Source organism: Massilicoli timonensis (assembly GCF_900199515.1).
GTDB lineage: Bacteria > Bacillota_I > Bacilli_A > Erysipelotrichales > Erysipelotrichaceae > Massilicoli > Massilicoli timonensis.
This window is the reverse complement of sequence record NZ_LT963434.1, coordinates 1,237,619-1,261,747: the sequence shown is the minus strand read 5'-3', so window position 1 is coordinate 1,261,747 and position 24,129 is coordinate 1,237,619. Positions and strand designations below refer to the sequence as shown.

Annotated in this window: 30 protein-coding genes; 27 read left to right on the top strand and 3 right to left on the bottom strand. The window is 51.9% G+C overall.

Translation table 11 applies throughout. From position 1 onward, the window contains the following. Positions 1-28 precede the first annotated feature (28 nt). The 9 genes from C1712_RS08265 to C1712_RS08210 all read left to right on the top strand — a co-directional run bounded on the left by C1712_RS08265 (position 29) and on the right by C1712_RS08210 (position 8,507). Complete coding sequence (locus C1712_RS08265; protein WP_102268386.1) at positions 29-895, top strand: VirB6/TrbL-like conjugal transfer protein, CD1112 family; 867 nt, start codon at positions 29-31, stop codon at positions 893-895. 42 nt (positions 896-937) lie between these two features. Then, positions 938-1,579, top strand: a complete 642-nt coding sequence (locus C1712_RS08260) for a septation protein SpoVG family protein (RefSeq protein WP_180963103.1) — start codon at positions 938-940, stop codon at positions 1,577-1,579. A 42-nt stretch (positions 1,580-1,621) separates the two neighbouring features. Beyond that, on the top strand, positions 1,622-2,242 hold the full coding sequence (locus tag C1712_RS08255) for a DUF7007 domain-containing protein (protein WP_245858105.1): 621 nt from the start codon (positions 1,622-1,624) through the stop codon (positions 2,240-2,242). A 44-nt stretch (positions 2,243-2,286) separates the two neighbouring features. Further along, positions 2,287-2,673, top strand: a complete 387-nt coding sequence (locus C1712_RS08250) for a PrgI family protein (protein ID WP_021419855.1) — start codon at positions 2,287-2,289, stop codon at positions 2,671-2,673. Then, positions 2,591-5,020 (top strand): VirB4-like conjugal transfer ATPase, CD1110 family, encoded by a 2,430-nt coding sequence (locus C1712_RS08240; protein WP_420884399.1) that lies wholly within the window; start codon positions 2,591-2,593, stop codon positions 5,018-5,020. Before C1712_RS08250 ends, C1712_RS08240 begins: the two co-directional genes overlap by 83 nt. A gap of 279 nt (positions 5,021-5,299) precedes the next feature. Then, on the top strand, positions 5,300-6,967 hold the full coding sequence (locus tag C1712_RS08230) for a C40 family peptidase (protein WP_102268380.1): 1,668 nt from the start codon (positions 5,300-5,302) through the stop codon (positions 6,965-6,967). Positions 6,968-6,989: 22 nt separating this feature from the next. Beyond that, entirely contained in the window at positions 6,990-7,256 is a 267-nt protein-coding gene (locus tag C1712_RS08225; protein WP_102268378.1) for a DUF4315 family protein, read from the top strand. Beyond that, entirely contained in the window at positions 7,243-7,917 is a 675-nt protein-coding gene (locus C1712_RS08220; RefSeq protein ID WP_102268376.1) for a DUF4366 domain-containing protein, read from the top strand. The genes C1712_RS08225 and C1712_RS08220 overlap by 14 nt, the downstream gene beginning before the upstream one ends. A gap of 188 nt (positions 7,918-8,105) precedes the next feature. Next, positions 8,106-8,507 carry a cysteine-rich VLP protein gene (locus C1712_RS08210; protein ID WP_102268374.1) on the top strand — a complete coding sequence of 134 codons (402 nt, stop codon included), beginning with the start codon at positions 8,106-8,108 and terminating at the stop codon, positions 8,505-8,507. A gap of 242 nt (positions 8,508-8,749) precedes the next feature. Here C1712_RS08210 and C1712_RS08205 read toward each other — a convergent pair whose 3' ends face one another. After that, positions 8,750-9,928, bottom strand: coding sequence for an IS110 family RNA-guided transposase (locus tag C1712_RS08205; RefSeq protein ID WP_245858104.1), 1,179 nt, complete (start codon positions 9,926-9,928; stop codon positions 8,750-8,752). Positions 9,929-10,179: 251 nt separating this feature from the next. Between C1712_RS08205 and C1712_RS08200 the strand changes: the two genes are divergently transcribed. From C1712_RS08200 to C1712_RS08190, 3 genes are read left to right on the top strand one after another with little or no spacing between them, the layout of a single operon-like run. Next, positions 10,180-10,770 carry a defense against restriction DarA-related protein gene (locus C1712_RS08200; protein WP_102268372.1) on the top strand — a complete coding sequence of 197 codons (591 nt, stop codon included), beginning with the start codon at positions 10,180-10,182 and terminating at the stop codon, positions 10,768-10,770. Positions 10,771-10,782: 12 nt separating this feature from the next. Then, entirely contained in the window at positions 10,783-10,965 is a 183-nt protein-coding gene (locus C1712_RS08195; RefSeq protein WP_077727373.1) for a DUF4316 domain-containing protein, read from the top strand. Further along, the gene (locus C1712_RS08190) at positions 10,965-11,306 is read left to right on the top strand and encodes a plasmid mobilization protein (protein ID WP_102268370.1); all 342 of its coding nucleotides are present in this window, start codon (positions 10,965-10,967) and stop codon (positions 11,304-11,306) included. Before C1712_RS08195 ends, C1712_RS08190 begins: the two co-directional genes overlap by 1 nt. A 42-nt stretch (positions 11,307-11,348) precedes the next feature. On the opposite strand, the gene C1712_RS08185 is transcribed toward C1712_RS08190, so the two are convergent. After that, positions 11,349-12,176 carry an HNH endonuclease gene (locus C1712_RS08185; protein ID WP_180963102.1) on the bottom strand — a complete coding sequence of 276 codons (828 nt, stop codon included), beginning with the start codon at positions 12,174-12,176 and terminating at the stop codon, positions 11,349-11,351. A 185-nt stretch (positions 12,177-12,361) separates the two neighbouring features. Between C1712_RS08185 and C1712_RS08180 the strand changes: the two genes are divergently transcribed. Next, entirely contained in the window at positions 12,362-12,652 is a 291-nt protein-coding gene (locus C1712_RS08180; protein WP_102268368.1) for a CD1845 family protein, read from the top strand. Between the two features lie 94 nt (positions 12,653-12,746). After that, positions 12,747-14,147, top strand: a complete 1,401-nt coding sequence (locus tag C1712_RS08175; protein ID WP_245858100.1) for a relaxase/mobilization nuclease domain-containing protein — start codon at positions 12,747-12,749, stop codon at positions 14,145-14,147. Positions 14,148-14,315: 168 nt separating this feature from the next. Here C1712_RS08175 and C1712_RS08170 read toward each other — a convergent pair whose 3' ends face one another. Continuing rightward, positions 14,316-14,675 (bottom strand): helix-turn-helix domain-containing protein, encoded by a 360-nt coding sequence (locus C1712_RS08170; protein WP_087216216.1) that lies wholly within the window; start codon positions 14,673-14,675, stop codon positions 14,316-14,318. A gap of 174 nt (positions 14,676-14,849) precedes the next feature. Here C1712_RS08170 and C1712_RS08165 point away from each other — a divergent pair, with 174 nt between their 5' ends. From C1712_RS08165 to C1712_RS12710, 13 genes are all read left to right on the top strand, one after another. Further along, positions 14,850-15,233 carry a GntR family transcriptional regulator gene (locus tag C1712_RS08165; protein ID WP_102268364.1) on the top strand — a complete coding sequence of 128 codons (384 nt, stop codon included), beginning with the start codon at positions 14,850-14,852 and terminating at the stop codon, positions 15,231-15,233. Further along, on the top strand, positions 15,226-16,086 hold the full coding sequence (locus C1712_RS08160; RefSeq protein ID WP_102268363.1) for an ABC transporter ATP-binding protein: 861 nt from the start codon (positions 15,226-15,228) through the stop codon (positions 16,084-16,086). The genes C1712_RS08165 and C1712_RS08160 overlap by 8 nt, the downstream gene beginning before the upstream one ends. Continuing rightward, positions 16,079-16,726, top strand: a complete 648-nt coding sequence (locus C1712_RS08155; RefSeq protein ID WP_102268361.1) for an ABC-2 transporter permease — start codon at positions 16,079-16,081, stop codon at positions 16,724-16,726. Before C1712_RS08160 ends, C1712_RS08155 begins: the two co-directional genes overlap by 8 nt. 10 nt (positions 16,727-16,736) lie before the next feature. After that, positions 16,737-16,859 carry a hypothetical protein gene (locus C1712_RS13120; protein ID WP_262348839.1) on the top strand — a complete coding sequence of 41 codons (123 nt, stop codon included), beginning with the start codon at positions 16,737-16,739 and terminating at the stop codon, positions 16,857-16,859. A gap of 162 nt (positions 16,860-17,021) precedes the next feature. Beyond that, positions 17,022-17,714 carry a response regulator transcription factor gene (locus C1712_RS08150; RefSeq protein ID WP_102268360.1) on the top strand — a complete coding sequence of 231 codons (693 nt, stop codon included), beginning with the start codon at positions 17,022-17,024 and terminating at the stop codon, positions 17,712-17,714. Continuing rightward, a complete protein-coding gene (locus C1712_RS08145) occupies positions 17,711-18,742 on the top strand; it encodes a sensor histidine kinase (protein ID WP_102268358.1) in 1,032 nt (343 codons plus the stop codon). The genes C1712_RS08150 and C1712_RS08145 overlap by 4 nt, the downstream gene beginning before the upstream one ends. A 182-nt stretch (positions 18,743-18,924) precedes the next feature. Continuing rightward, entirely contained in the window at positions 18,925-19,590 is a 666-nt protein-coding gene (locus tag C1712_RS08140; protein WP_002592092.1) for an ABC transporter ATP-binding protein, read from the top strand. A 14-nt stretch (positions 19,591-19,604) separates the two neighbouring features. Next, entirely contained in the window at positions 19,605-21,605 is a 2,001-nt protein-coding gene (locus C1712_RS08135; RefSeq protein ID WP_219718849.1) for an ABC transporter permease, read from the top strand. A gap of 3 nt (positions 21,606-21,608) precedes the next feature. Further along, positions 21,609-22,022, top strand: a complete 414-nt coding sequence (locus C1712_RS12895; protein WP_342744967.1) for an FtsX-like permease family protein — start codon at positions 21,609-21,611, stop codon at positions 22,020-22,022. A 7-nt stretch (positions 22,023-22,029) separates the two neighbouring features. Further along, the gene (locus C1712_RS08130) at positions 22,030-22,347 is read left to right on the top strand and encodes a hypothetical protein (RefSeq protein ID WP_102268357.1); all 318 of its coding nucleotides are present in this window, start codon (positions 22,030-22,032) and stop codon (positions 22,345-22,347) included. Between the two features lie 318 nt (positions 22,348-22,665). Beyond that, entirely contained in the window at positions 22,666-23,088 is a 423-nt protein-coding gene (locus C1712_RS08125) for an RNA polymerase sigma factor (protein ID WP_180963100.1), read from the top strand. A 510-nt stretch (positions 23,089-23,598) separates the two neighbouring features. Continuing rightward, complete coding sequence (locus C1712_RS08120) at positions 23,599-23,802, top strand: hypothetical protein (protein WP_021419835.1); 204 nt, start codon at positions 23,599-23,601, stop codon at positions 23,800-23,802. 131 nt (positions 23,803-23,933) lie between these two features. Then, positions 23,934-24,110 (top strand): hypothetical protein, encoded by a 177-nt coding sequence (locus C1712_RS12710; RefSeq protein ID WP_166435075.1) that lies wholly within the window; start codon positions 23,934-23,936, stop codon positions 24,108-24,110. The last annotated feature ends 19 nt before the right edge of the window (positions 24,111-24,129 follow it).

The window sequence follows — 24,129 nt, the reverse complement described above, 5'->3', positions numbered from 1 at the left end:
TCCCTTTTTCCAGAAAAGGAGCTGATGTATGGACTTTATCATCGACGCAATCGTTGAATGGCTCAAAGGTTTGCTTGTCGATGGTATCATGGGAAATCTGGATGGCCTTTTCAATAACGTCAATCAGAGCGTTGGCGAGATCGCCACACAGGTAGGCACGACCCCGGCGGACTGGAACGCCGGGGTCTTTTCCATGATACGGCAAATCTCTGAAACCGCCATCCTGCCAATCGCCGGGGTCATCCTCACTTTTGTAATGACCTATGAGCTGATACAAATGCTCATTGACCGCAACAACCTCCATGACGTTGACACATGGATGTTTTTCAAGTGGGTGTTCAAAACCTTTGTGGCGGTAATAATCCTGACGAATACCTTCAATATCGTGCTGGCCGTCTTTGACGTGAGCCAGCACGTCATCCAGCAATCGGCGGGCATTATCCAGAACGGGACAGAGATCACAACGGATGTAATGGACAGTCTGCGGACCGAGCTGGAGGCAATGGAGTTAGGTCCCCTGTTTGGCCTCTGGCTCCAGTCATTCCTGATTCAGCTTACCATGATTGCCTTAAACATCGTGATCTTCGTGATCGTATATGGCCGTATGATTGAAATTTACTTACTCACAAGTTTGGCACCCATCCCGTTTGCCACCGTCCCCAACCGGGAAACCGGACACATGGGGCAGAACTATTTCCGCTCCCTCTTTGCGGTGGGCTTTCAAGGCTTGCTCATTTTGGTCTGTGTCGCTATCTATGCGGTGCTTATCCAGAGTATCGCCACCGACGGCGACCCCATCGGGGCGATCTGGGGCTGTGTGGGCTATACGGTGCTGCTGTGTTTTACCCTGTTCAAAACGGGCAGCCTTGCAAAATCCATCTTCGGCTGCCATTAAGAGACTTCGGGCCATGCTGACCCGAAGCGGAAAGGAGGCGGTATGCCCCGGCGCTACAAACAGGGCGCGGACGGACAGCCGCACCCGGCTTTCTACGGAAAGCTCCCCGAGGAATTTTCTAAAACAGACACCATGCGCTTTATGGTAGAAGCCGATCTGAAACTGTCCGGGTGCGTATCGGCGGACACGCTGGCGGCACTCCGGGCGGAAGGCTATGACTACAAGGACGGGAATCTTGTTCCCGCCGGAAAGGAGGAAACCATGCAGGAAAAGGTTGCGGACACCACCCCCGCCGCACCGTTGAAGCTGGATGTAAGCGTGCGGGTCATCGAACCTGTGAAAAACCTGATGGGCTTTGCCAGCGTGAAATTCAACGACTGCTTTGTGGTGGAAAATCTGAAAATCGTGCAGGGCAGCAAGGGCCTTTTCGTGGGGATGCCCAGCCAGCCGGACGGCAAGGGCGGCTACCGGGATATGGCCTATCCTGTCACGAAGGAGTTCCGGGAACAGCTCAACACCGCTGTTCTGCAAGCCTATGAAGTAAAGCTGGAACAGATGGCGGAGCGCGGCTCTGCCGGGCGTGCGTCCATCAGCGAACAGCTCAAGGCCGGGAAAGCGGCTGCCGAACAGGCAAAGGCGGAACGGCCCCCGAAGGAAAAGCCCAGCCGTGGCACAGAGCGTTGACCTCGGGCCATGCTGGCCCGAAGCGGAAAGGAGGCGAAACCCATGCCACGCAAACGGACGGGCTATGACGCGGCCTGCTACTATGACGGCAAGCTGCTGGGCCGCTGTACCAAAGCGGACAGCGACGCCTATACCCTGTTGATGAACGCCTGCGGCGGGGACGCCGCCCGTGTCCTGCGGGAATACGCCTACTTTTCCCCGGAGCTGAAGGCCATCTTGGAAAAGGCGGCTCTCATGCAGGCGGACCGGAGCCGGACGGGCGGGATGTTCCATGCGCCCCGGACCTCCCCGTGGGGAGAGGTGCAGAGCTGTGAAGTTCTCTGCCCGGGCGTGTTTTTGGTATCCACCGCCAGCCACGGCGGAACGATGGTTGCAAACGAGGTGGCCGCCGTCCTCTCTCCGGCGGCGAAAAAATGCGGTTTCAAGGACAAGGGCTATATCTGCTATGAGGAGGACGCACAGGAAAGCGTGGTGCTCCGGGAGCTGCTGGACAAAAAGCTCTGGAAGATCCCCGACCGTATCAAGGACAAAGAGCGGTTTGAAGAAAACCTCAATCAGTCCATCCGGCAATACAATCCCGAATACTGGCGGGCAAGGCAGAGCGGACGGGAGGCCGCCGAAGCCGCCCGCAGCACAGCCCCGGCCAAAGAGGCCGCAAGGTAGCTTCGGGTCATGTTGGCCCGAAGCGGCAAAGGAGGTGTAACGAAATGGCCTATGTGCCAGTACCCAAAGACCTGTCCAAAATCAAGACAAAGCTGGCCTTCAATCTCACGAAGCGCCAGCTTATTTGTTTTTCCGGCGCGGCGGCGGTGGGCCTTCCGGCCTACCTGTTTTCCCGTGGCAGTATCGGAAACAGCGCCGCCATGTTCCTGATGATCGGCCTCATGCTCCCGTTCTTCTTTTTCGCCATGTATGAGCGGGACGGCCTGCCGCTGGAAAAGGTGCTGAAAAACATCATCCGCACCCGGTTCCTCTATCCCCGGGTGCGGCCTTACAAAACCGAAAACTTCTATGCGCTGCTTGGCGCCAGAAAGGAGGCGCAGCCGATTGCAAAACAACAGAAGGGCCGGAAAGCCCGCAGGCAAAAAGCCTGACAAGACGGGCCTTCTCGGCCTGTTCACAAAGGGAAAGGACATTCCCACCACCGCCCAGCAAACCCTCCCTTACCGGGAAATGTACCGGGATGGGGTGTGCCGGGTGGAGGACCGCTATTACACCAAAACCATTGAATATGAGGACATCAACTACCAGCTCGCTCAGACCGAAGATCAGGCGGCCATCTTTGACGGGTGGAGTGCCTGTCTGAATTACTTTGACAGCTCCTTGCCGTTTCAGCTTTCTTTCCTCAACCATCGGAGCCGCCCGGGCAGCCGGTACAGCGTCAACATCCCCATGCAGGAGGACGACTACAACAGCGTCCGGCGTGAATATGTGGAAATGCTGGAGAACCAGATCGCTAAAAGCAACAACGGCATTGTCCGCACAAAGCTCCTGACCTTCGGTGTGAATGTGGACGACCTCTCCACCGCAAGGGCGAGGCTGGAGCGTGTGGAGGCGGACATTTGCGGCAACTTCAAAAAGCTGGGTGTCAAGTGCCGCTCCCTCTCGGGGCTGGAACGGCTGGAGCTCCTTCACGGGCAGCTCCACCCCGGCGGCACCGACCCTTTCCGGTTTTCGTGGGATATGATACCCCAGACCGGCCTTTCCACAAAGGATTTTATCGCACCGGACAGCTTCGACTTCCGTTTCAGCCGCCTGTTCCGGGTGGGGACGACCTGGGGCGCTGCCTCCTATTTGCAGATTTTGGCCTCGGAGCTCTCGGACAAGCTGCTGGCGGAGCTTTTGGAAATGGATGCGGAAATGACGATCACGCTCCATATCCAGACCGTCGATCAGGCCGCCGCCGTGAAATCCATCAAGGCCAAAGTCTCCGATATTGACAAGATGAAGGTGGAGGAACAGAAGAAGGCCGCCCGGGCCGGGTACGACATGGACATACTCCCGCCCGACCTTGTGACGTACAGCAACGACGCAAAGACCCTCTTGGAAGATTTGCAGAGCCGGAACGAGCGAATGTTCCTGCTGACCTTCCTTGTGGTGAACATGGCCCCGACCCGCCGGGAGCTGGACAACGACCTGTTCACGGTGTCGGGTATCGTTCAGAAATACAACTGCACCTTGAAGCGGCTGGACTTCCAGCAGGAGGACGGTTTTCTTTCCAGCCTGCCGCTGGGCCATAACGGCATTGAGATCAAGCGCGGCATGACCACCAGCTCCACGGCTATTTTCGTTCCCTTTATGACGCAGGAGCTCCGCATGGACGGCGAGGCCGTCTATTACGGGCTCAACGCTCTTTCCCATAACGTCATCATGGCAAACCGGAAGAAGCTCAAAAACCCCAACGGCCTGTTTCTCGGTGTGCCGGGCTCCGGCAAATCCTTTGCCGCAAAGCGGGAGCTTGTGAACGTGTTCCTTGCCACCCGTGACCGGATTATCGTGGTGGACCCGATGGGCGAATACTCTCCCCTTATCAAGCGGCTGGGCGGGCAGGTCATCGAGATCGCCCCGGACAGCCCGCACCACATTAACCCGATGGACATTGATTTGAGCTTCGACGAGGAAAACCCGATGGCGCTGAAAGCCGACTTTATCTTGTCGCTGATGGAGCTGATCGTCGGCGGCAAGGACGGCTTGCAGCCGGTGGAACGGACCGTCATTGACCGCTGTGTGCGCCAGATGTACCGGGAGCATTTGCAGAACCCGGAAACGGCGAAAATGCCGACCCTCCAAACCCTGTATGACCTGCTCTGTTCCCAGCCCGAGGGCGAGGCGGTGCGGCTGGCAACGGCCCTTGAAATCTATGTGTCGGGCTCTCTCAACGTGTTCAACCATGAAACCAATGTGGACCTGAACCGCCGCCTTGTGTGTCTTGACCTGAAAAAGCTGGGGGCCGGGCTTCGGACGATTGCCATGCTCATTATGCAGGACCTTGTCAATTCGCAGGTGTCCATGAATTTCCTGCGCGGTATTGCTACATGGTGCTACTTCGACGAGTTCCATGTGCTGCTCCGTGACCGGCTGACGGCAAGCTACTGTGTGGCGATCTGGAAAATGCTCCGTAAGAAGGGCTGCGTACCCAGCGCCTTAACGCAGAACGTGAAGGACTTCCTTGCCAGCCCGGAGATCGAGAACATCTTTGAAAACTCGGACTTCCTTGTGCTGCTCTCGCAGGCGCAGGGCGACAGGCAGATTTTAGCCAAACAGCTCGGCATCAGCCCTCACCAGCTTTCCTATGTGACCCACACTAATTCCGGCGAAGGGCTGTTGTTCTTCGGGAACACCACCATCCCGTTTGTTGACCGCTTCCCGCAGAATACCGAGCTGTACGCCATTATGACCACCCGCCCGGAGGACAAGAAACAGGAAATGAAGCGGGCGTAACACACTTCGGGCCATGCTGGCCCGAGGTTCGGAAAGGAGGGATACATCATCGGAAAGAAACCGGATAAACGGAATTTTCAAAGGCCGGGGCCGCCGGAGGATACCGGGAGCACTCGCCCCGGACCGGCTGACCGGGAAGGACCTTCCCCCGCACCGTCCCGACGCCTGCGGTTTGAGGACGAGGATACCGGGCAGACCGGCGCTTCGGGCCATGCTGGCCCGAAGTTCAAAAGCGGCAAGTTTCAAGAGGACAGCCGGAAAGCCCGCCCTTCTGACCGCATGAGACAGGAGGATGACAGAGGCGGTCCGCAGGATACCGGCAAGGCGCAGGAGCCGGAGGGCTCCGCCGAGAAAGCCGGGAGCAAAAAGGACAAGTACCAGAAGGCGCAGGCCAAAGCGGAGCGCGCCGGGGAAAAACTGGGAAAGGCCCGGGAGAAGCTGGATAAGGTCGAGGCGAAACGGGCGGCGCAGAAGCCGCCGGGGCTTGCAAAGAAAGCCGTCCGGGGAGCCCGCACCGAGGCATGGTTTTATCTCCACAACAAAATCCACGAAGTCGAACATGAAAATGTGGGCGTGGAAGGAGCGCATAAATCCGAGCTGACCGCCGAAGCCGGGACCCGGAAACTGACCCGGTATGCCAAACGGCGCTGGCGGGAACACCCGGCCCGGAAGGTGGCAAAGTGGGAACGGAAGGACATAAAAGCCCGGGCCAATGTGGATTTTCAGAAGATGGCCGCCGAACACCCGGAGCTTGCCAGCAATCCGCTGTCCCGGATACAGCAGAAGTGGAAACTGAAACGCCGGTATTCCAAAGAGGCAAAGGCCGCGGCAAAACAGAGCGCAAAGGCCGCAAAGAAAGCCGCTGCCGCTTCGGGGAATGTGACCCGGCGGGCGGCGCAGTTTGTGACCCGTCATCCTGTGGCGGTTTTGGTTTTGGTGCTGTTGCTGCTGGTCTGCTATCTCCTGTCGGCGGTAAGCTCCATCTTTCCCACGCTTGGCAGCGGCCTTGCCAATGCGGTGTCCGGCACTTCCTATGCTTCGGAGGACGCCGACCTGCTTGGCGTGGACGAGGACTACACGGCGCTGGAAAATGAACTGGCGCAGACGGTAGCGAACATCGAAAGCACCCATCCCGGCTATGACGAGTACCGCTATTCCGTGGACGAGATCGGCCACAACCCCTATGAGTTGGCGTCCTATCTCTCGGCAAAGTACCATGTTTATTTCCGGGAGCAGGTGCAGGACGAGCTGCGGGAGATCTTCGAGGCGCAGTATGAGCTGACCTTGACGGAGGAAATCGAGATACGCTACCGTACCGAAACCAGCACCGACCCGGAAACCGGAGAAACCACCACCGAGGAAGTCCCCTATGAGTATTACATCCTCAATGTGACCCTCACAAACAAAACGCTGCCTGCCGTGATCCTGCCGAGGCTGGATGAACAGCAGCGGGAAATCTACACCGTCATGCAGCAGCTCAAAGGCAACAAGCCCTATTTGTGGGAAGGAATTTATACCGGCGGCGAGGACACCGGCCCCAGCTATGAGATACCCGGCGAGGCGCTGGATGACCCGGCCTTTGCGGCGCTCATGGCGGAGGCGACAAAGTACATCGGCTGGCCTTATGTGTGGGGCGGCTCCAGCCCGTCCACCTCCTTTGACTGTTCGGGCTTTGTCTGCTGGGTGTACACGGCCAGCGGCGTCCACAACCTGCCCCGTACCACGGCGCAGGGCATTTACAACCAGTGTGCCATCATTTCCCCCTCCGAGGCAAAGCCGGGCGACATTATCTTTTTCACGGGAACCTATGACAGCCCCGGCCCTGTGTCCCATGTGGGGATTTATGTGGGCGACGGGATGATGCTCCATTGTGGTTCTCCCATCCAATACGCAAATATCAATTCAAGCTACTGGCAGACACATTTCTACGCCTTCGGGCGCTTGTGAGCCAGAGGAAAGGAGCCCTTGCATGAACAAGATCGACAAGCTCGATAAGGAGCTGGAAAAGGCCCGGGAGAAGGCCACCGAGTGGCAGGCCAAAATCCGGGAACTGGAAAAACAGAAACAGGAGGAAGAAAACAGCCAGATCGTGCAGGCGGTACGCTCTCTCAAACTGACCCCCGCCGAGCTGATGGCATTTCTGAACGACCCCAAAAACAGCCTTGCCGCTTCGGGCCACAATGGCCCGAAGCCGGAGGCACCCGAAAAGGAGGAAACGGCCCATGAAGAAAACTAAATTTCGCAGGCTGGCGGTGATGACTGCCAGCCTTTTGTGTTGCCTGATCTTTACGGTCCCGGCTTACGCCCAGAGCAATGAGCCGCAGCCCGAGGCCACTCCCGCCCCGGTGGAAACCGAGGCGGAGCCGGAAACCCAGAACCCCTTTACCCCGGATGGAACGGGAACGGTGGTGGACAACGCCACCGACGAGGACGGCAAAGAGTTCTACACCATTACCACCGCAGACGAGAGTGTTTTCTATCTGGTGATCGACAAGCAGAAAACCAGCGAAAACGTCTATTTCCTCAACGCTGTAACCGTGGATGACCTTCTGCCTCTTGCCGAACAGGGCGAGGAACCAGCCGAGGAAGTGACCCCCGAACCGGAGCCGGAGCCCACCGAACCCGTGGAGGAAGTGACCGAGCCGGAACCCGAACCCGAGGCCGAAAAAACAGACAGCCCACTTCTTTCGCTGCTCCTGATCGGGGCGGTGGTGCTGATCGGCGGCGGTGCCGGTTATTACTTCAAGATTTACAAGCCGAAGCACGAAGCGCCGGACCTGGAGGACGACTACTGCGAATATGAGGACGAAGGGCCGGAGGAAATCGCAGAGGAACCCGAGGACGAGGATACCCCTCCGTGGGACGAGGACACGGAAGAACAGGAGGCCCGCCAGTGAATTTTACCAACAGCCCCTTTGAGCGAATGATGAAGGAAGTGCCGTGGCCGGGCCGGGGCAGCGATGACCCTTGTACCGGATGCCGCTACTACAAGGAGTGCAAAGGCAGGAAAAAACAGTGTCGGAAGAAATTCCGGGCGCTGATCGTGGAGCCTCGCCCTTCGGGCCATCGTGGCCCGAAGTCCTGAATGGACGCCCGGGAGTTGACCCGTGACGAGAAGAAGAAAATCCGTTCCCTTGTCACGGGGATGTGCGCCAACTATGACCGGGAAACGGGCCTTTGCCTGCCGCTGGACTGTGGCTGCTATATGCTGCACAAATGCTGGACGGGCGCTTACTGTCGATATTTCCGGGAGGCCGTCTTGCCCCTCGACCCGGAGCTTCTTGCGGCGCTGACCGTGGAAGGTGGCTCCCCGGAGCTTCGGGCCTGTACGGTCTGCGGGCGGGCATTTTTACCCGAAGGGCGTCAAGCCTACTGTTCCGACGCCTGCAAGGCCGAAGGGAACCGCCGGAAAAGCCGGGAACGCATGAGGAAAATGCGGGAGAAAAGGCCGGGCGGCGGTTACGATTTGCCACCCCGAAAGGCTTGATATTCCGGGCTTTTTTGAGGGCGTTTCCGGGGCGGGAATACTGCAACCCATCCCGCCCCGGTTTACTCCCTCATTTCGTAACATACCACACTTCGGGCCATGTTGGCCCGAGGTACAGAAAGATTAACTATTAAAAGTCAACCCCAAAAATGAATGGTGGTGGTGAAAAAGAGATGGCTCAAGAAAGGTATAGCAAAGCTGAGGTCTTGTCAGACCCCTGCTGGCTATTCAAGTAGCTGCACTTAAGCCGCTGAGCAATATGGCTGCCTGGATTTTTCCAAGGCAAAAATTAAACGTACCAATTTCTTGGCAGCGTGAGAGATGGCAATATTGTAGTGTTTTCCCTCCGCTCGCTTCTTGGCGAGATAATCAGCAAAGGTCGGGTCCCAGTGGCAGACATACTTGGTTGCGTTGTAAAGTGCGTAGCGTAAGTATCGGGAGCCACGCTTTTCCATGTGAGGGTAGCAATTCTTGAGCTGTCCGGACTGGTAAGTGGAGGGGGACATCCCAGCATAAGCCAACAGCTTGTCCGGGGAGTCAAACCGGGTGAAGTCGCCGACCTCAGCCAGGATCATGGCGGCCATGCGGAACCCCAGCCCTGGGATGGTGGTTATAGGAGAATGAAGTTCATCCATAATGGATTGAATCTGCTCTTCAATTTCAGCGATTTCGTTGTCCAATTCTCGGATGAGCCGGATGGTGTGCTGCAATTCCAGGGACTTGGCAGGCAGCGGGGAAGCAATAGAGTTTCTGGCAACCTCTCGGATTTCAAGGGCCATATCTCGTTTGTAGCGGCCTTTAGAGGCGGTTTCGAGCAGTGCTTTCAGCCTCGTCAAATGGGCTGCGGCAACCTGTTTGGCCCCAGGGAACTCTTCCAGCAGAGCGTAGACAGAGGCAATATGCAGAGAAGGAACGAGTTTTTCCAATTCCGGAAACAGAATGCAGACCAGCCGTGCAATAGAGCTTTTCAGTTTGGCGCGTTCCTTCACCTTGTCAAAACGGTATCTGGTCAGTGACTTTAATTCCTCGTTGTGGTATGCTGTATCTGTGTAGGGTTTGAGGCCCGCATCGGATAACAGCATAGAAGCAATCGTTCGTGCATCCACCCGGTCGGTCTTAGTCTTTCGTAGACTGAGGCTCTTTCGGTAAAGATTTGCGCGCAAGGGGTTCAAGACATAGGTGGCCAGACCGTTGTCAAGGAGAAACCCGAGCAGATTGTAGCTGTAATGTCCGGTAGCCTCAAGCCCTACTTTTATTTTGTCTTGTGAATTGCTGCATTTCCAGATTTGTTGAAGCAGGCTGTGAAAACCGTCCATGGTGTTCGGGATAGTGAACACATCCGACAGGACTTCCCCTTCGGAGCTGAAAATGAAACAATCGTGCTTATCTTTCGAAACATCGATGCCAACAGAAACCACCATAACAAATACCTCCAACGATAAATATGTGATGCTGCATCCACAGTGCACCTTACTTTTGTAGCCTTGTTCCACATAAACCGTCTGGCGGTATTTAACTGATCAACAAAATTGTAAGGGGCTGTGGTTGGAACCTTTCTGGAACCATCTCGTGGTAGGAGGTTGCAACCAATCCACAGCATCCCTTACAGTGTAGCACAGCCCTTGGAGAGGGGCTCTAATAACTACTACTCTATAATACAAGGAGGTATCTCTTGGAGATCGTACAAGGCTATGCCATTTTGAAAACAACCACTTTTGACAGCGGACACGGCTTTGCGCTGGGGCATAATCCGGGAGCGCCGGACCCATTTGTGACCTGGCAGTTTACCGAAGGCGAAAAGGGCCAGCGGGATTACTACTGGGGCCGCTATGGAAACAGTCCGGAATGGGCGCAGCGGGACTTTGACCGCCGGGTGGACGATTATCAGCACCTTTACCATGCAGCAGTCAAAAATACAGAGCTGGGCCCGGATGGCGTTTACCGCTACTATTCCACCCAGCGCCCTGTGGACATAGGCACCTACCCGAAGCCCCCGGATAACCTTCCGCTTTCCATCGTCAACTACGATGACGACAGGCGGCGTCCTGTGGCAAATGGCAGGCTGATGGCATGGGGAGAACTGACCTATGCGAAGCCGCTGACCGAAAAACAGATGGAGGACTACGAGCTGAAACCCGCACCGGCCAATCCTGACCGGGTGCGCCCCTCCATCACCGCCCGGCTCAAGGATGCAGCCAGAGGGCAGGAACCCCCGAAGGAGCCCAGCCAGAAGCGGGGCCATAAAAACCATGAGGAACGATAAAGGAGGATTGCCATGCACGAAAAAGACAACTATCTGAAAACCGCCGAACTCTCCACGGAGCAGAACTGCAACATGATCGACGGCGTACCCAACAACACGCCCATCCCGCCTGCGCCCCCGGAGCTGGACGCAAAGCCGCTGGATAAAGTGAAGGAGCCCAAAGAGCGCAGAAAGGGCCGGGAGCTGGAACGCTGATGGAGAACCGCAAGCGGAATGTCCATCTGCACGTCATGGTGACGCCGGACGAGCTGGCGGCCATCCATGAGCGGATGGCCGAAGCGGGCATTTCCAATGCCGGGGCTTATGTGCGGAAGATGGCTCTGAACGGGTATATCCTGCACGTTGACCTTGCGCCCATAAAAGAATTGATCTCTCTGCAAAGGCGCTGTTCCAACAATCTCAATCAAGTCGCCATACACGCGCATACCTACGGCGTATACCCGGAGGAAATCGACGGATTGAAGCGGGACTATGAAAAGCTGTGGGGTGAGGTGTCAAAGGTGCTGCGGGAGCTCTCCGAGCTGGTGGCAAAGTAAGACGAGGGCGGCAGGATGTTTTGTCCTGCCGCCCTTTCTTTTTTACCATCTATATCTGCGCCGTTGAAAATATAACTCCCGGAGTCCAGTCTCTTTGCAGATGGAGGATAGAATTTTCAATATTTCTTCTCTTGTAGCGTTGAACCATTCACCGAGTTCTCGATCATTGAAGCAATAGGCAACATCCTCGCCCCGACCATAAGTAGAGTAGGTATGTTCTTCCTTTGCCACTTTCAAACGCCTACGGATTGCAGTCAACAGATCGGCAATGGTAGAGAGTTTTTCGCGCCATAATTGGTTCTGCACAGAAGATTTTCCATCAGCCTGTTTTATTATTGAACCGTCACGAGTTCTCAAAACTCCAGTATTCAAGGCAATCAATGTATCTTCGATTGCTTTATCGAAATCTTCCATTCTCCCTTCTTGGTAAATATCATCTTGAAAAGCAGGGCGGTCAAAACATTGAACATAAAATTTTATTAAATCCTTGTCCTGCTCAAAAGATTGTGCCGGTGAAGCCGTTTCCACTTCCAGAATAGCAGTTTGTTCCGCAAGTTGTTTCCAGTTTTGGAGCAACTCTTTAGGATAACGAGAGGTGTCCGTGTCAATCAGTTTAGAGCATGATTGGCAAAGCCAAATCCCATTTTCGGGTGACTTTCTTTCCTCGGGGGTCATAGATGCGTCATATCTCGGCCCACCTTTAGCCGCAGCACAGATATGAGCTGCTACGCCAATATTTGTGACTTTATCTGGATTAGTATTGGCACAGCAAGTCAATTTACGGCAACCCGGATTGCTGCATTTCATTCCAACACGATTAGCTAACAGTTCCTTTGTTTTTGCGGAAAAATCATCCCGAGTATTTTCCATATCTACCACCTCACTTTGTTAAAAGTATTGGCTTTATTATAACACAAGTTGTTTAGTGTATCTATTAAATTTCGGGCCATGTTGACCCGAAGCTCCGGGACAGGATTCACTAATCTTTCGCAACATTTATGTCCCCGGGCAGGCATGGTAAAATGAAGGTAGAAAAGATAAAGGAGGTTTTGATGATGAAGATACTACTGAAAATATTGGTTGCGCCCTTCGCTCTGGCGCTGTTTGTTCTGACCGCCCTGTTTATGTTCCTCTTTGATATTTGTGCTGTCCTTCTGACGATTGCCTCCGTGATCCTGGCGGTGCTGGGTATCGCCCTCTTTTTCACGCCGACCCCCATCGGCGGGATTGTATTTCTGTTCCTCGCCTTCCTCCTTTCGCCGTATGGGCTGCAAGCGGCGGCTGGTTCTCTGCTTTGGGCGCTGGACGGAGGCAAATCCGCTCTGTATCGGTTTCTGGCAAGTTAAACAGCCTCGGGCCATGTTGGCCCGAAGTCGGGGCGGTCTGGACGGGCCGCCCTTTTTTCATAGAAGGGAGGGATGATTTCTGGCTACCACAACTTTGTTGCAGCGCCATGCGGGCGAAGGAGAAACGATTGCCGAGGCCATCCGGGATTGTCTGGACTATGGTAAAAACCCGGAAAAAACAGAAAGCGGAAAGTATATCTCCGCTTATGAGTGCGACCCTGCCACCGTGGCGGACGAGTTTCTTTTGGCGAAAGCCAGCTATGCCGCCATGACAGGCCGGGAACAGAAAAAGGCCAATGATGTGCTGTGCTATCAAATACGACAGTCCTTTTATCCGGGAGAGATCACCCCGAAGGAGGCGAACCGTATCGGCTATGAGCTGGCTATGCGCTGGACGAAGGGGCGGCACGCTTTTATCGTTACCACGCACACAGACCGCCAGCACATCCATTGTCACATCTATTACAACTCCACCACCCTTGACTGCACCCGGAAATTCCGAAACTTCTGGGGCTCCAGCTTCGCCCTCCGGCGGCTCTCCGACAGACTGTGCCTTGAAAACGGGCTGTCTATTGTAGAGAACCCGAAGCCCCGGAGCAAGGGAAAATACCGGAACTATGGGGAGTGGCAGAAAGAACGGAAAGGGCCGCTTTCGTATCAGGACCGGCTGCGCCTTGCCATTGATACTGCGCTGGCGGAGCGCCCCGCCGATCTGGACGAATTTCTCGGCCTGATGAAGCGCGCCGGATATGAAGTCAAGAAGGTTCGGGGCGGTGGTATCAGCTTCCGGCTGACCGGCCAGGGGCAGGAACGCTTTACCCGTCTGCGGGCCTCTACGCTTGGGGACGGCTACGATCTGAAAGATGTTCTTGCCGCCATTGAGGGCAAAGAAAAACGCCCCGGACGCCCGGAGCGAAAAATCAGTCTGGCGGTGGATATTCAAGCAAAGCTGGCTGCCGGAAAGGGGCCGGGCTACGAGCGGTGGGCGAAGGTGTTCAACATCAAGCAGATGGCCGCCGCCCTTGCCTATATACAGGACAACGGCCTGACTGATTATGAGCAGTTGGCGCAGAAAGCCACCGAGGCAACCGACCATTTCCATGCGCTTTCCGAGCAGATCAAGCAGACGGAACAGGCCATGAAAACCAACGCCGGGCTAAAGGCCGCAACGGTTCAGTATGCAAAAACGCGCTCGGTCTTTGAGCAGTACAAGGCTACCAAGTACAGCCGGAAATTCCTTGCGGAGCATGAGGCCGATATTGAACTGTACCGGGCGGCACAGGCGGAAATGCGCCGTCTGCTGGGCGGGGCGAAGCTCCCGAAAATGGATGCGCTGAAGGAGGAAAGCCGTAAGCTCACGGCAAAGAAAAAGCGCCTTTATGGAGAGTATCAGAAAGCGCGCCGGGATATGCAGGAGATCGTCACCATCAAGGTAAATATTGATACTCTGCTGGGCTACACCGAGCCGGGCAGAAAGCAGGAAAAGGAGCGTTGAGGTTATGAAAACAAGGAGCAAAGCGACGCAAATACTTCGGGCCATGTTGGCCCGAAGATACGGGTTTGGGGCGAGCCCCAACAAGCAGCGTCCGGGCCTTTGTGGCCACGGAGGCATTGCTTGCCACTTAGCGGCAGCCCTCAAAATGGCATGAAAAAACGGAGGCTCTTACTCTTGAACCTCCGTTTCTCTGGCTTTCTTGAGCCCTTCGGCTGTGGCCTCCATAACAACAAGCTCTTTCTCATTCATCGAGCTTAAAAGCACATCAATATGCTTTCTGCAACTGTTCTCTCCACGCTGACCTTCTGTATAGAAAAACTGATCTACGGAAATATCGAACAGAGTGACGAGTTTGAAAAACAGGTTGAAGCTGGGGTGCTGGCCTTTGTTCTCAATGTTCATAATGGTGCGGTCAGTCTTGCCGACCAGCTCCGCCACATAGGCTTGCGTCCAGCCCTTTTCCTCTCTGGCTTGTTTCAGAGCCAGCCCGAGCCCGTGAAAGTCAAACCTTCTTTCATCTTGGTTCATTCTCATATCACCCTATATCATTGTACATTTCGGGTCAGATTATGAGAATGTAATGAAATTTTATATTGTGGTCTAAATTATTTTACCTAATATGCACTTGCCATTTTGCTCTTATTGTGTTATGCTGTTATATATAATAGTATAACAGTTAAAACAGCAAGAAGGTGAGATGGATTGAAACTAATTATTTCAAATGTATCAGGCGTACCCATCTACGAGCAAATTAAGCAGCAGGTCAAGGCGGCAATCCTATCTGGAGAACTGAAAGAGGACGAAGCCTTACCTTCCCTCCGAACGCTGGCAAAAGATTTGAAAATCAGCGTCCTAACAGTTACACGGGCTTACACAGAATTAGAGCAAGAGGGATTTGTCAAAAATGTCCAGGGGCGCGGCTGCTTTGTCATGGGCCGTGGCTCTGAACTAATGAGAGAGCAACTTATCTGCAAAGTAGAAAATGGGTTGACCGATGCAATCAAGGCGGCAAAAATAGCAAATCTTCCAAATGAGGAACTGCACCGTCTTTTAGATATTTTATTGGAGGCGAATACAGATGACTAACTATTTAGAGGTTAAAAACCTCTCGAAATCCTTTGACAGTTTCCAGCTTCACAACATCAGCTTCACTTTGCCAAAGGGATATATTATGGGGCTGATCGGGCCAAATGGCTCCGGCAAGACAACCACTATCAAACTCATTCTGAATATGCTCCAGCGCAACGGCGGCGAAATCAAGATCATGGGGCTGGATAATATCGCTGACGAGCAGAAAGCAAAAGCGGAACTCGGTGTTGTATTTGATACCAACTATTTCAGCGATGATTGGCAGGTAACACAAGTAGAGAAATCCATCTCCGTTTTCTATCCCAACTGGAAGTCGGAACGGTTTGCCGAGATGCTGCGGAAGTTCCATATTGCTCCCACCAAGAAAGTGAAAGAACTCTCAAAGGGGATGCAGATGAAGTTGATGCTGGCCTGTGCGTTCTCTTACGATGCAAAGCTGCTGATCCTGGACGAACCCACCAGCGGCCTCGATCCGGTTTCCAGAGATGAACTGCTTCAAATTCTCTCGGAATATATCGAGGACGGAGAACACAGTGTACTGTTCTCCACCCATATTACCGGCGATCTGGAACGCGCTGCGGACTATATCACTTATATCAGCTATGGAGAATTGTTTTTCAGCGGCAGCAAGGATGAATTTGTCGATATGTTCCGCATTGTCAAAGGAGGAACAGAAGAACTGTCTGCTGACCTGAAGGAAAAAGCGGTCGGTGTCCGTACATTCCCTACGGGCTTTGAGGCTCTTGTCAAGACCGAAGATACGGGCGCTTTTTCCCCTTTGAGCATTGAACCGGCGACCATTGATGAAATCGTTGTATTCACGAGCAAGAAAGGTGACGATTATGAGTAATACATTAAAAGCAACAAAATTGGACTTTTCGCTGGTAAAGCCCTATATCAAGGTAATCGGGTTTACCATGCTTCTTCCTATCGCTTTTGCGGCCATTAACCGTTCCATCCTGACCGGCGTTTCATTTGCCATGTGCTTTATCGCCATGACCACAGGCTACACTTTCTCGGTAACAGAGAAAAACAGCATGGAGCGTTTGTATGGGATTTTACCCATCAAGAAAAGCGAAATGGTAACAGGCCGGTATCTCTTTGTTCTTGCGCTGGGCGCGATGGCTCTGGTGGTTTCTCTTATCACACAGCCGATTGTGCTGCGCGCAATGGGTGAAAGTGTTGGAGCATTTGATATGATCAGTGCGGCCATTGGCGGTTTGTTCCTGTTTGCCCTCTATACCGTATTTCAAATTCCGGGCTATTACAAATATGGAGCCATTAAAGGCCGTGTGTTCATGTATATTCCTGTGGCTGGATTTTTGGCGACCTTGTTTTTCCTGCCCAAGATGCCCGCAGACAATCCCTTTGTGACTACGGTTGTAAGTTCCCCGGTACTGCTGATCGGTCTTGTGCTTGTACTCGTCGTTGTCATGTATGTTGTGTCGATCTGGTTCTCCATTCGGATTATGGAAAATAAAGAAATGTGAGGTGAGCAATATGGATTTCACAATTTTAGCGGTAGTTCTTCTGATTGGCGTTGGCGTTCCTATCCGTAATAAACTCATACGGAAATATCGGGATAAAAAGAAACAAGAAGATAATAAGGATAAGCTGAAATAATATATAAACAGCACCGGGGGGATATGAAAATATCTTCTTTGGTGCTGCTTTTTTAATAGAGCTATATTTTGCTGATAGATTTTTTGAAAAAATCCGTCCGCTGTAACATTTCGCGGACATTTGCCTGTTATACTATCTGCAAAAAGCAAAGGAAGTGAGGATATGAAGCAGATTTTAATTGTCGAGGACGACAGTTTTTTGAATAAGATGTTGGCCTATAACCTGACCGTAGACGGCTACGGCGTGACTTCTGTCCTAAACGCCAGAACCGCAGCCGACGCCATCCGACAGCGAGAATTTGATTTGGTGCTGCTGGACATTAACCTGCCGGACGGGAACGGTTTTGAGCTGTGCAAGCTGATAAAGCCCCAGCACCCAGACACCATTGTAATCTTCCTGACCGCTAACGATCAGGAGAGCGACCAGATACGAGGCTATGAGGTGGGCGCGGTGGACTACATCACAAAGCCCTTTGTGATCGGGACCTTGCAGCGGAAAATCAAAGCTATGTTCGCCATGCTGGAACACCACAAACCGGCCAAGGACATTTACGACGACGGGCGGCTGTTTCTGGACTTCTCGGAGCAGACGGCTTCCTTAAACGGCAAGCCTCTGTCCCTATCCCCGATGGAGTACAAAATGCTGAACCTGTTCCGTAAAAATCCCCGGCAAGTGCTGACCCGTGGGCAGCTTTTGGAAAAGTTGTGGGATATAGACGAGAGGTTTGTAGACGAACATACCCTGACAACCTCCATCAGCCGGATTCGCAGCAAGATTGAATCCGACGGCGGCGCACCCTACATTAAGACCGTTTACGGCATGGGCTATCAATGGACGGGAGGCGAGGCAAAATGAAGTTTCAAAACCTCTCGGTAAAGCGGCTGTTTGGCCGGGTGGTAATAGGGCTTGTCCTCTCCATGTCCGGGATCACCATAGCTCTGTTTCTTGTGACAAAACAGACGGCGGTGCTGTTGACGGGCGGGGCGCTGCTACTGTGCGCCCTTGTGGGAATTTTTGTACTGACACAGGTGTTTGGAAAGCGGCTGTCGCAGTTTACCGCTGACCTGTGCCAGACCTTAGACCACATGATTGCCGGAAATGAAGCACCCCAGCGCCCGGAGGACAGCGAAACCCAGCTTGCCAGAATCGGACACCGGCTGACAAGGCTTTACCAGATCATGCAGGAGAACCGCCGCCGGGTGGACGAGGAACGGCAGGAGCTACAGACCCTTGTATCAGATATTTCCCATCAAGTGAAAACGCCGGTAAGTAACCTGAAAATGGCAACGGACACCCTGCTGGAAAAGCCAATGACCGAGGCGGAGCGCACCGATTTTATCCGTGGAATCCGCAGCCAGACGGATAAGCTGGACTTTCTTTTTCAAGCCCTTGTGAAAACCTCCCGGTTGGAAACGGGTGTGATTCAGTTGGATAAGAAGCCGGGCCGTCTATTTGATACCGTGGCGCAGGCCATGAGCGGAATCGTGTATGCAGCGGAGAAAAAACAAATCGCTGTGTCCGTGGACTGCCCGGAAGATCTCACCCTCTCCCATGACAGCAAGTGGACATCCGAAGCCCTCTTTAATCTGCTGGATAATGCAGTAAAGTACACCCCGGCAGGCGGGAAAATCACGGTGTCGGTGGTGCTGTGGGAAATGTATGTAGAAATCAAAGTAGCCGACACTGGCAAGGGCATTTCCGAAAGCAATCAGGCCGCCATCTTTCGGCGCTTCTATCGTGAGGAAGAAGTACACGAACAGCAGGGCGTGGGTATTGGCCTGTATCTGGCCCGCGAGATCGTAACGCGGCAGGGCGGCTATATCAAAGTGGTTTCGGAGCCAGGTAAGGGTTCGGAATTTTCCATTATGCTTCCTTTGCGTTGAGAGGAACTTTCTACTTCGGGTCAAGTTGGCCCGAAGTGCAGAAATAAAATGAAATGTCCGAGCGTTGTAACATTTCACCCCGATTTTCAATGAAATTTTTTGGCCGCTGTAACATTTCGCGGACATTTGGGTTTTACAATAGCCTTATCAACAGGCAGGAAGCCTTGAAAGGAGTTTTGAATATGAGCGTTTTACAGACGATTGACCTGAAAAAGTATTACGGCACAGAGCCGAACATCACCCGCGCCCTTGACGGCGTGAACTTCTCCGTGGAGGACGGCGAGTTTGTGGCCGTTGTGGGAACTTCTGGCAGCGGCAAGTCCACCCTGCTTCACATGATGGGCGGGCTGGACACCCCCACTTCCGGCAATGTGATTGTCCGGGACAAAGAGCTGTCGAAAATGAACGACGAACAGCTTACCATCTTCCGCCGCCGCAACATCGGCTTTATCTTCCAGAACTATAACCTTGTTCCCATCCTGAATGTATATGAGAACATTGTCCTGCCGGTGGAGCTGGACGGGGATACGGTGGATCAGAAGTTTTTGGACGAGATTGTTCACCTGCTGGGGCTGGAAGATAAACTGAAAAATATGCCGAACAATCTTTCTGGCGGCCAGCAGCAGCGTGTGGCGATTGCCCGCGCCCTAATTACCAAACCGGCTATTGTGCTGGCCGACGAGCCGACCGGCAACCTTGACAGCAAGACCAGCGCCGAGGTGCTGGGGCTTATCAAGCGTACCAGCGCGGAGTTCCGGCAAACTGTTGTGATGATTACCCACAACAACGACATTGCCCGTCTTGCAGATCGGATTGTCCGCATTGAGGACGGCAAGATCGTGGAGTAAGGGGGTGGCAGGCTATGACATGGCCTTTTGAAAATGATACCAGCACTATTATAAAGAAACTGGCGAAAGCTGACCTAAAGGAACATAGGCTCAAGACTTTAATCACTGCAATTATTATTGTAATTGCGACTTGCCTAATGGCAACCGTCTTTTCGATTTTAGTAAATGACGCACTGAAACAATCCACACAAGCACCTTATCATGCTATGTTTCGCGCTGTGAGCGAAGATACGAAAAATAAGTTACAGACCGATAATGATTTTGAAGCAGTTGGTGTTTACAAAACTTTTGGTAATATTGTGAACGATGATGGGCGCACTGATCTGGCATACATGGATGATCCGGCAATGTCCCTTTTGGGCTTTGAACTGCTGGATGGAAACCTGCCGCAAAATAACACAGAGGTACTTGTATCTGAAACTTATCTGTCTATTCACAAATTGGTATTAGGTGATACATTTTCCTTTGAATATGTAGACACCTTGACAAATGAATTGAAAGAAAACACATTTACTGTTTGTGGCATTATCCAAAACAAAACACAGGAAAAAGGAAAACAGTTTTATATTCTGACCTCTGATCGTTTCCGCACAGAATACGCAAAGCAGTACAGCGAGCTTTCTTTAACTTACAGCACGCAAACCGCTACGACGGTTGATGTATTAGTTTCACTTAATTCGGAAAAAGCCGATATGAGTCCTGACACTCAAAAAGATTTTTTGAAAAGTAAAGGCGAAGCCGAAGGTATTGAAGATTTTGACATCATATTAAATGACAGATATATTGATGGAATCTATATTGATGGTGCTGTGGTGGTCGGTATTATCTTTTTTGCGATATTCATTATGTTCGCCAGCAGTTTTGTAATTTACAGTATTTTTTATATTTCCATTGTCAATTCGATGCCGATGTATGCCCAGTTCATTTCATTAGGGACGACGAAAAAACAGTTGCGTTACTTTTTGAAAATGCAGGGGAATTTACTGGCATTACGGTTTATCCCTTTGGGAGCATTGATTTCTATTTTGATTGTAGTTATTCTCTCCGGGGTGCAATGGCTTTTATATGACATGGCGATTGTTTTATTGTCTGGTTTCTTGATTTTTGCTGTTATCAAGTTCGCTTTGAGAAAGCCGGCGAAACTTCTTGCCAAAACTTCTCCTATTGAAGCAATGAAATTTCAAGGGGAAAAGGCCAGACAAGGACACAAAACATTGAAGCGGATTACACCAAATACTTTGGCGCAAAGCAACCTGAAAATGAATCAGAAGAAAAACCGTATGTCAATTATTTCATTGAGTATTAGTGGAACCTTGATGATTGCATTAGCTATCCTTATTTCTTCCATCAATCTTCCGGCTATGTTGCGACAAAGCTATCCATTAGACGAGGATTTCCAGATTGGCATACAGATGGATAACTTTTATGAGCGTTTTCCGACTATCATTCAAGACAATCCTCTATCAGAGGATTTGCAGGCACAAATATATAAAATTCCCGGCGTAGAAAAGATTGTATTGGATGGATGTGTCGTGGGCCGCTTAGTAGAATCAAAAGTTGTCTACGATTCGCCAGAGGACAATTTAGAAATTGTAAACAGTCTATCACCAGAACTTGTTGCTAATGCAAGTGAACTTGTGGACGGTACAATCAATTATGATGAAGTCGGTCTGGATGGCATAGTTGTCAATAAATACCGTACAGATCGAAGTGATACAAACTATGGCGATCTGAAAATTGGAGATACACTATTATTCCATTTTGATGTTTCCGGAAAAAACATTGAAAAAACTTTTACCGTTGCCGGGATTGCGTACTTCCCATCAACAGGGTTGTTCTATTGTACCAGCGAAGCAATAGCAGAACTTTCCCCTTATAATAATACATCACATTTATCCGTTTTTTGCGACCCGGATTATAGGGAAGCTGTTCAAGATGGGATCATGGCGCTTATAAGCGGAAATCCGAATTTGAGGCTCAAAATTTACGATGAAGAATTTTCTACAATTAGATGATTCATAAAGGCAACCACAAGCAGTCTGTATGGTATCTCTGCATTTGTAATTCTTTTCGGGCTATTAAATATGGTGAATATGCTAATCAGCAGCGCTATTGTCCGTAAACGGGAATTTGCGCTTTTACAGGCAGTTGGAATGACAAATCAACAACTAAGAAAAATGCTTTACCGAGAGGGAATGAGCATTAGTGTAAAGTCTGCAATATTGGCAACCTTTTTGGGCGTTACAGTAGGTGCTTTGCTATGCTATTTGGCAAATAAGGTATTGGCTCTGAAATTTATCCTTTTTGAGTTTAATATATTCCCGATTCTTTTATTCTCCATTTTGCTCGTCGGATTGCAGATTTGCATTAGCTATGGGGTTAGCCGATCCATTGAGAAAGATACTTTGGTGGATCGATTGAGAACGGAATAGCAACTGTATGGGATCGGCGGGGGGCGTATGCTACCCTGCCGGTTCTGCTATTTCTCAAATATTTTTTGAAATGTCCGAGCTTTGTAACAATTCAGCCTGTTTTTCTGTCGAAATCAAAGGCACCTCGGACATTTGTGTAACATTTGTAGTTTATGCTTGTGGTAAATCAATAAGAAACATCTGCCTCCACAGCGGAGGAAAGAAAAAAACCGCTGACGGGCAGACAATTTCTTGTGCTTTTATGACACCTCTATATCCTTACGGCGGTTTTGAGAAATCAGAGCCGCCGTTTCTTTTCGTTTATCCTAAACCAACGACGACCTAACACCGTGTAAATCCACGGCGGCATATAGGAGGATTGCCGCCGTGTCTATTTTTGTCTTTTTTTACAGTATCCATGACCTGCATCAGTTAAAAAAAGCATAGCTCCCCCTCCGGGTTATTCCGGCTATGTATGTGAAATTTGTTGGAACCTTAACTGCTATGTCATTTCATGCGTCCGAGTGGCCTTGTGCCGCCCGGGCGCTTTTGCGTTCTTATGGGACTGCTTCGGGCCATGTTGGCCCGAAGTCATTCCCCGGTGCCGCTCCCCGCCGCCTCTGTTTCGGTCACTTGTCAACCACCAACCGAAACGGAGGTCAATATGGCTATTATCAATCTGCGGGACTACTACCCGTTTTATACATCCGATTGCTTCATGGAAGTATCGGACGAAGTTGCTGAAATGTTCAAAGAATTTGACCGCAAGGAGGCTGCTTACCGGCTGCGTACATACCGACATAAAGCCTACTATTCCCTTGATCGGGATGATGGGCTGGAGCATGAGGCTGTCTTTGTCGCACTTACGCCCCATGAACTGTACGAGCGGAAAGTTACTATGCAGGAGCTTCACGCTGCTATTGCCAGCTTGCCGGACAAACAGGCAAAACGGATTTACGCCCACTTCATTCTTGGCATGACGAAACAGGACATTGCCCGGGCAGAAGGGGTCAATGAGAAAGTAGTCCGTGTGGCAATCGAGCGAGGGCTGCGGCACTTGGAAAAAATTTTGAAAAAATCTTTGTGAGGTGTACCGATTTAGGCCAAAAAATGAAATGGCTTATGAGAGGCAAAACACTTCGGGTCAAGGTGGCCCGAGGTTCGGACAAGCACTCATGCAAATCGAAAACTGAATAAAAAGGCACCCGGATACGAAGGGAAATGCGCTGTGTGACAGGCCCGCCACGACCTCTGCTTTTGGAGAATACAGTCTCTATAAAACAGGGCGAGCGATCAGGCTCATGCCATAGGTGGGGCAAGGCTGGCTCCACCGGAACAGGTACATAACCCGGATACTTGCGTTTAGTCACAGTCCGAGCGTTGAAGCGGCCTTGCAAGCCGTGAGCCGTCGCAGGCAATGAAAACGCCTTGCCATCAGAATGGGGAGAGTTGAAATACTATGGGGCAGAAAGCCTATGCCCGTCCGGTGTGTCTGTAATGTAGTAAAAACCTGTGGGGAGCCCTCCGGCAATGCTGTCTGATGATAGGCCAACCAATCCGGCGGGGCTCCCCATCTTTTTTCTCAAAGGAGTTTCTTATGGAAAATGCGTTTGGGATGTTTCCCGGTTTTGAGCCGGATGAATGGAGCAACGATGCCTGCCGCGGCTATGTCATCATGGCAATGGAGGACTGCGGCTTTTCAAAGAAGGATATTCGTCGTGTTGTGGGACAGCTTTATGAAGTCTTTGATCTCAACAGCGTGGAGGACGCCAAACAGAAGTTCCACTCCAGTCCGTACTGACCTCGGGCCACATCGGCCCGAAGTGGAGAAAGCTCAAAGGGCGGCACCTGCGGGTGCCGTCTTTTGACATTTCCCCATAGGACAAGAGGGAAACGCTGGCAAGTACACCCATTCTGAAAAGGAGGTTTCCAATGACACAGGCCGTCACATATCAACGAGAAACAAAGTCTGTACCCTTTCAAGGGAAAACCATTGTGCTGGAAAGCCTCACGCCGGTACTTTCCCCGAAGGAGAAGGAACAGCGCAAAAAAGAAATTGAACGCCGTCTTTACGATGTGTTCAGTAAGTACGGGGACAGATTTCACTAACCATTCGCAACATTGTTGT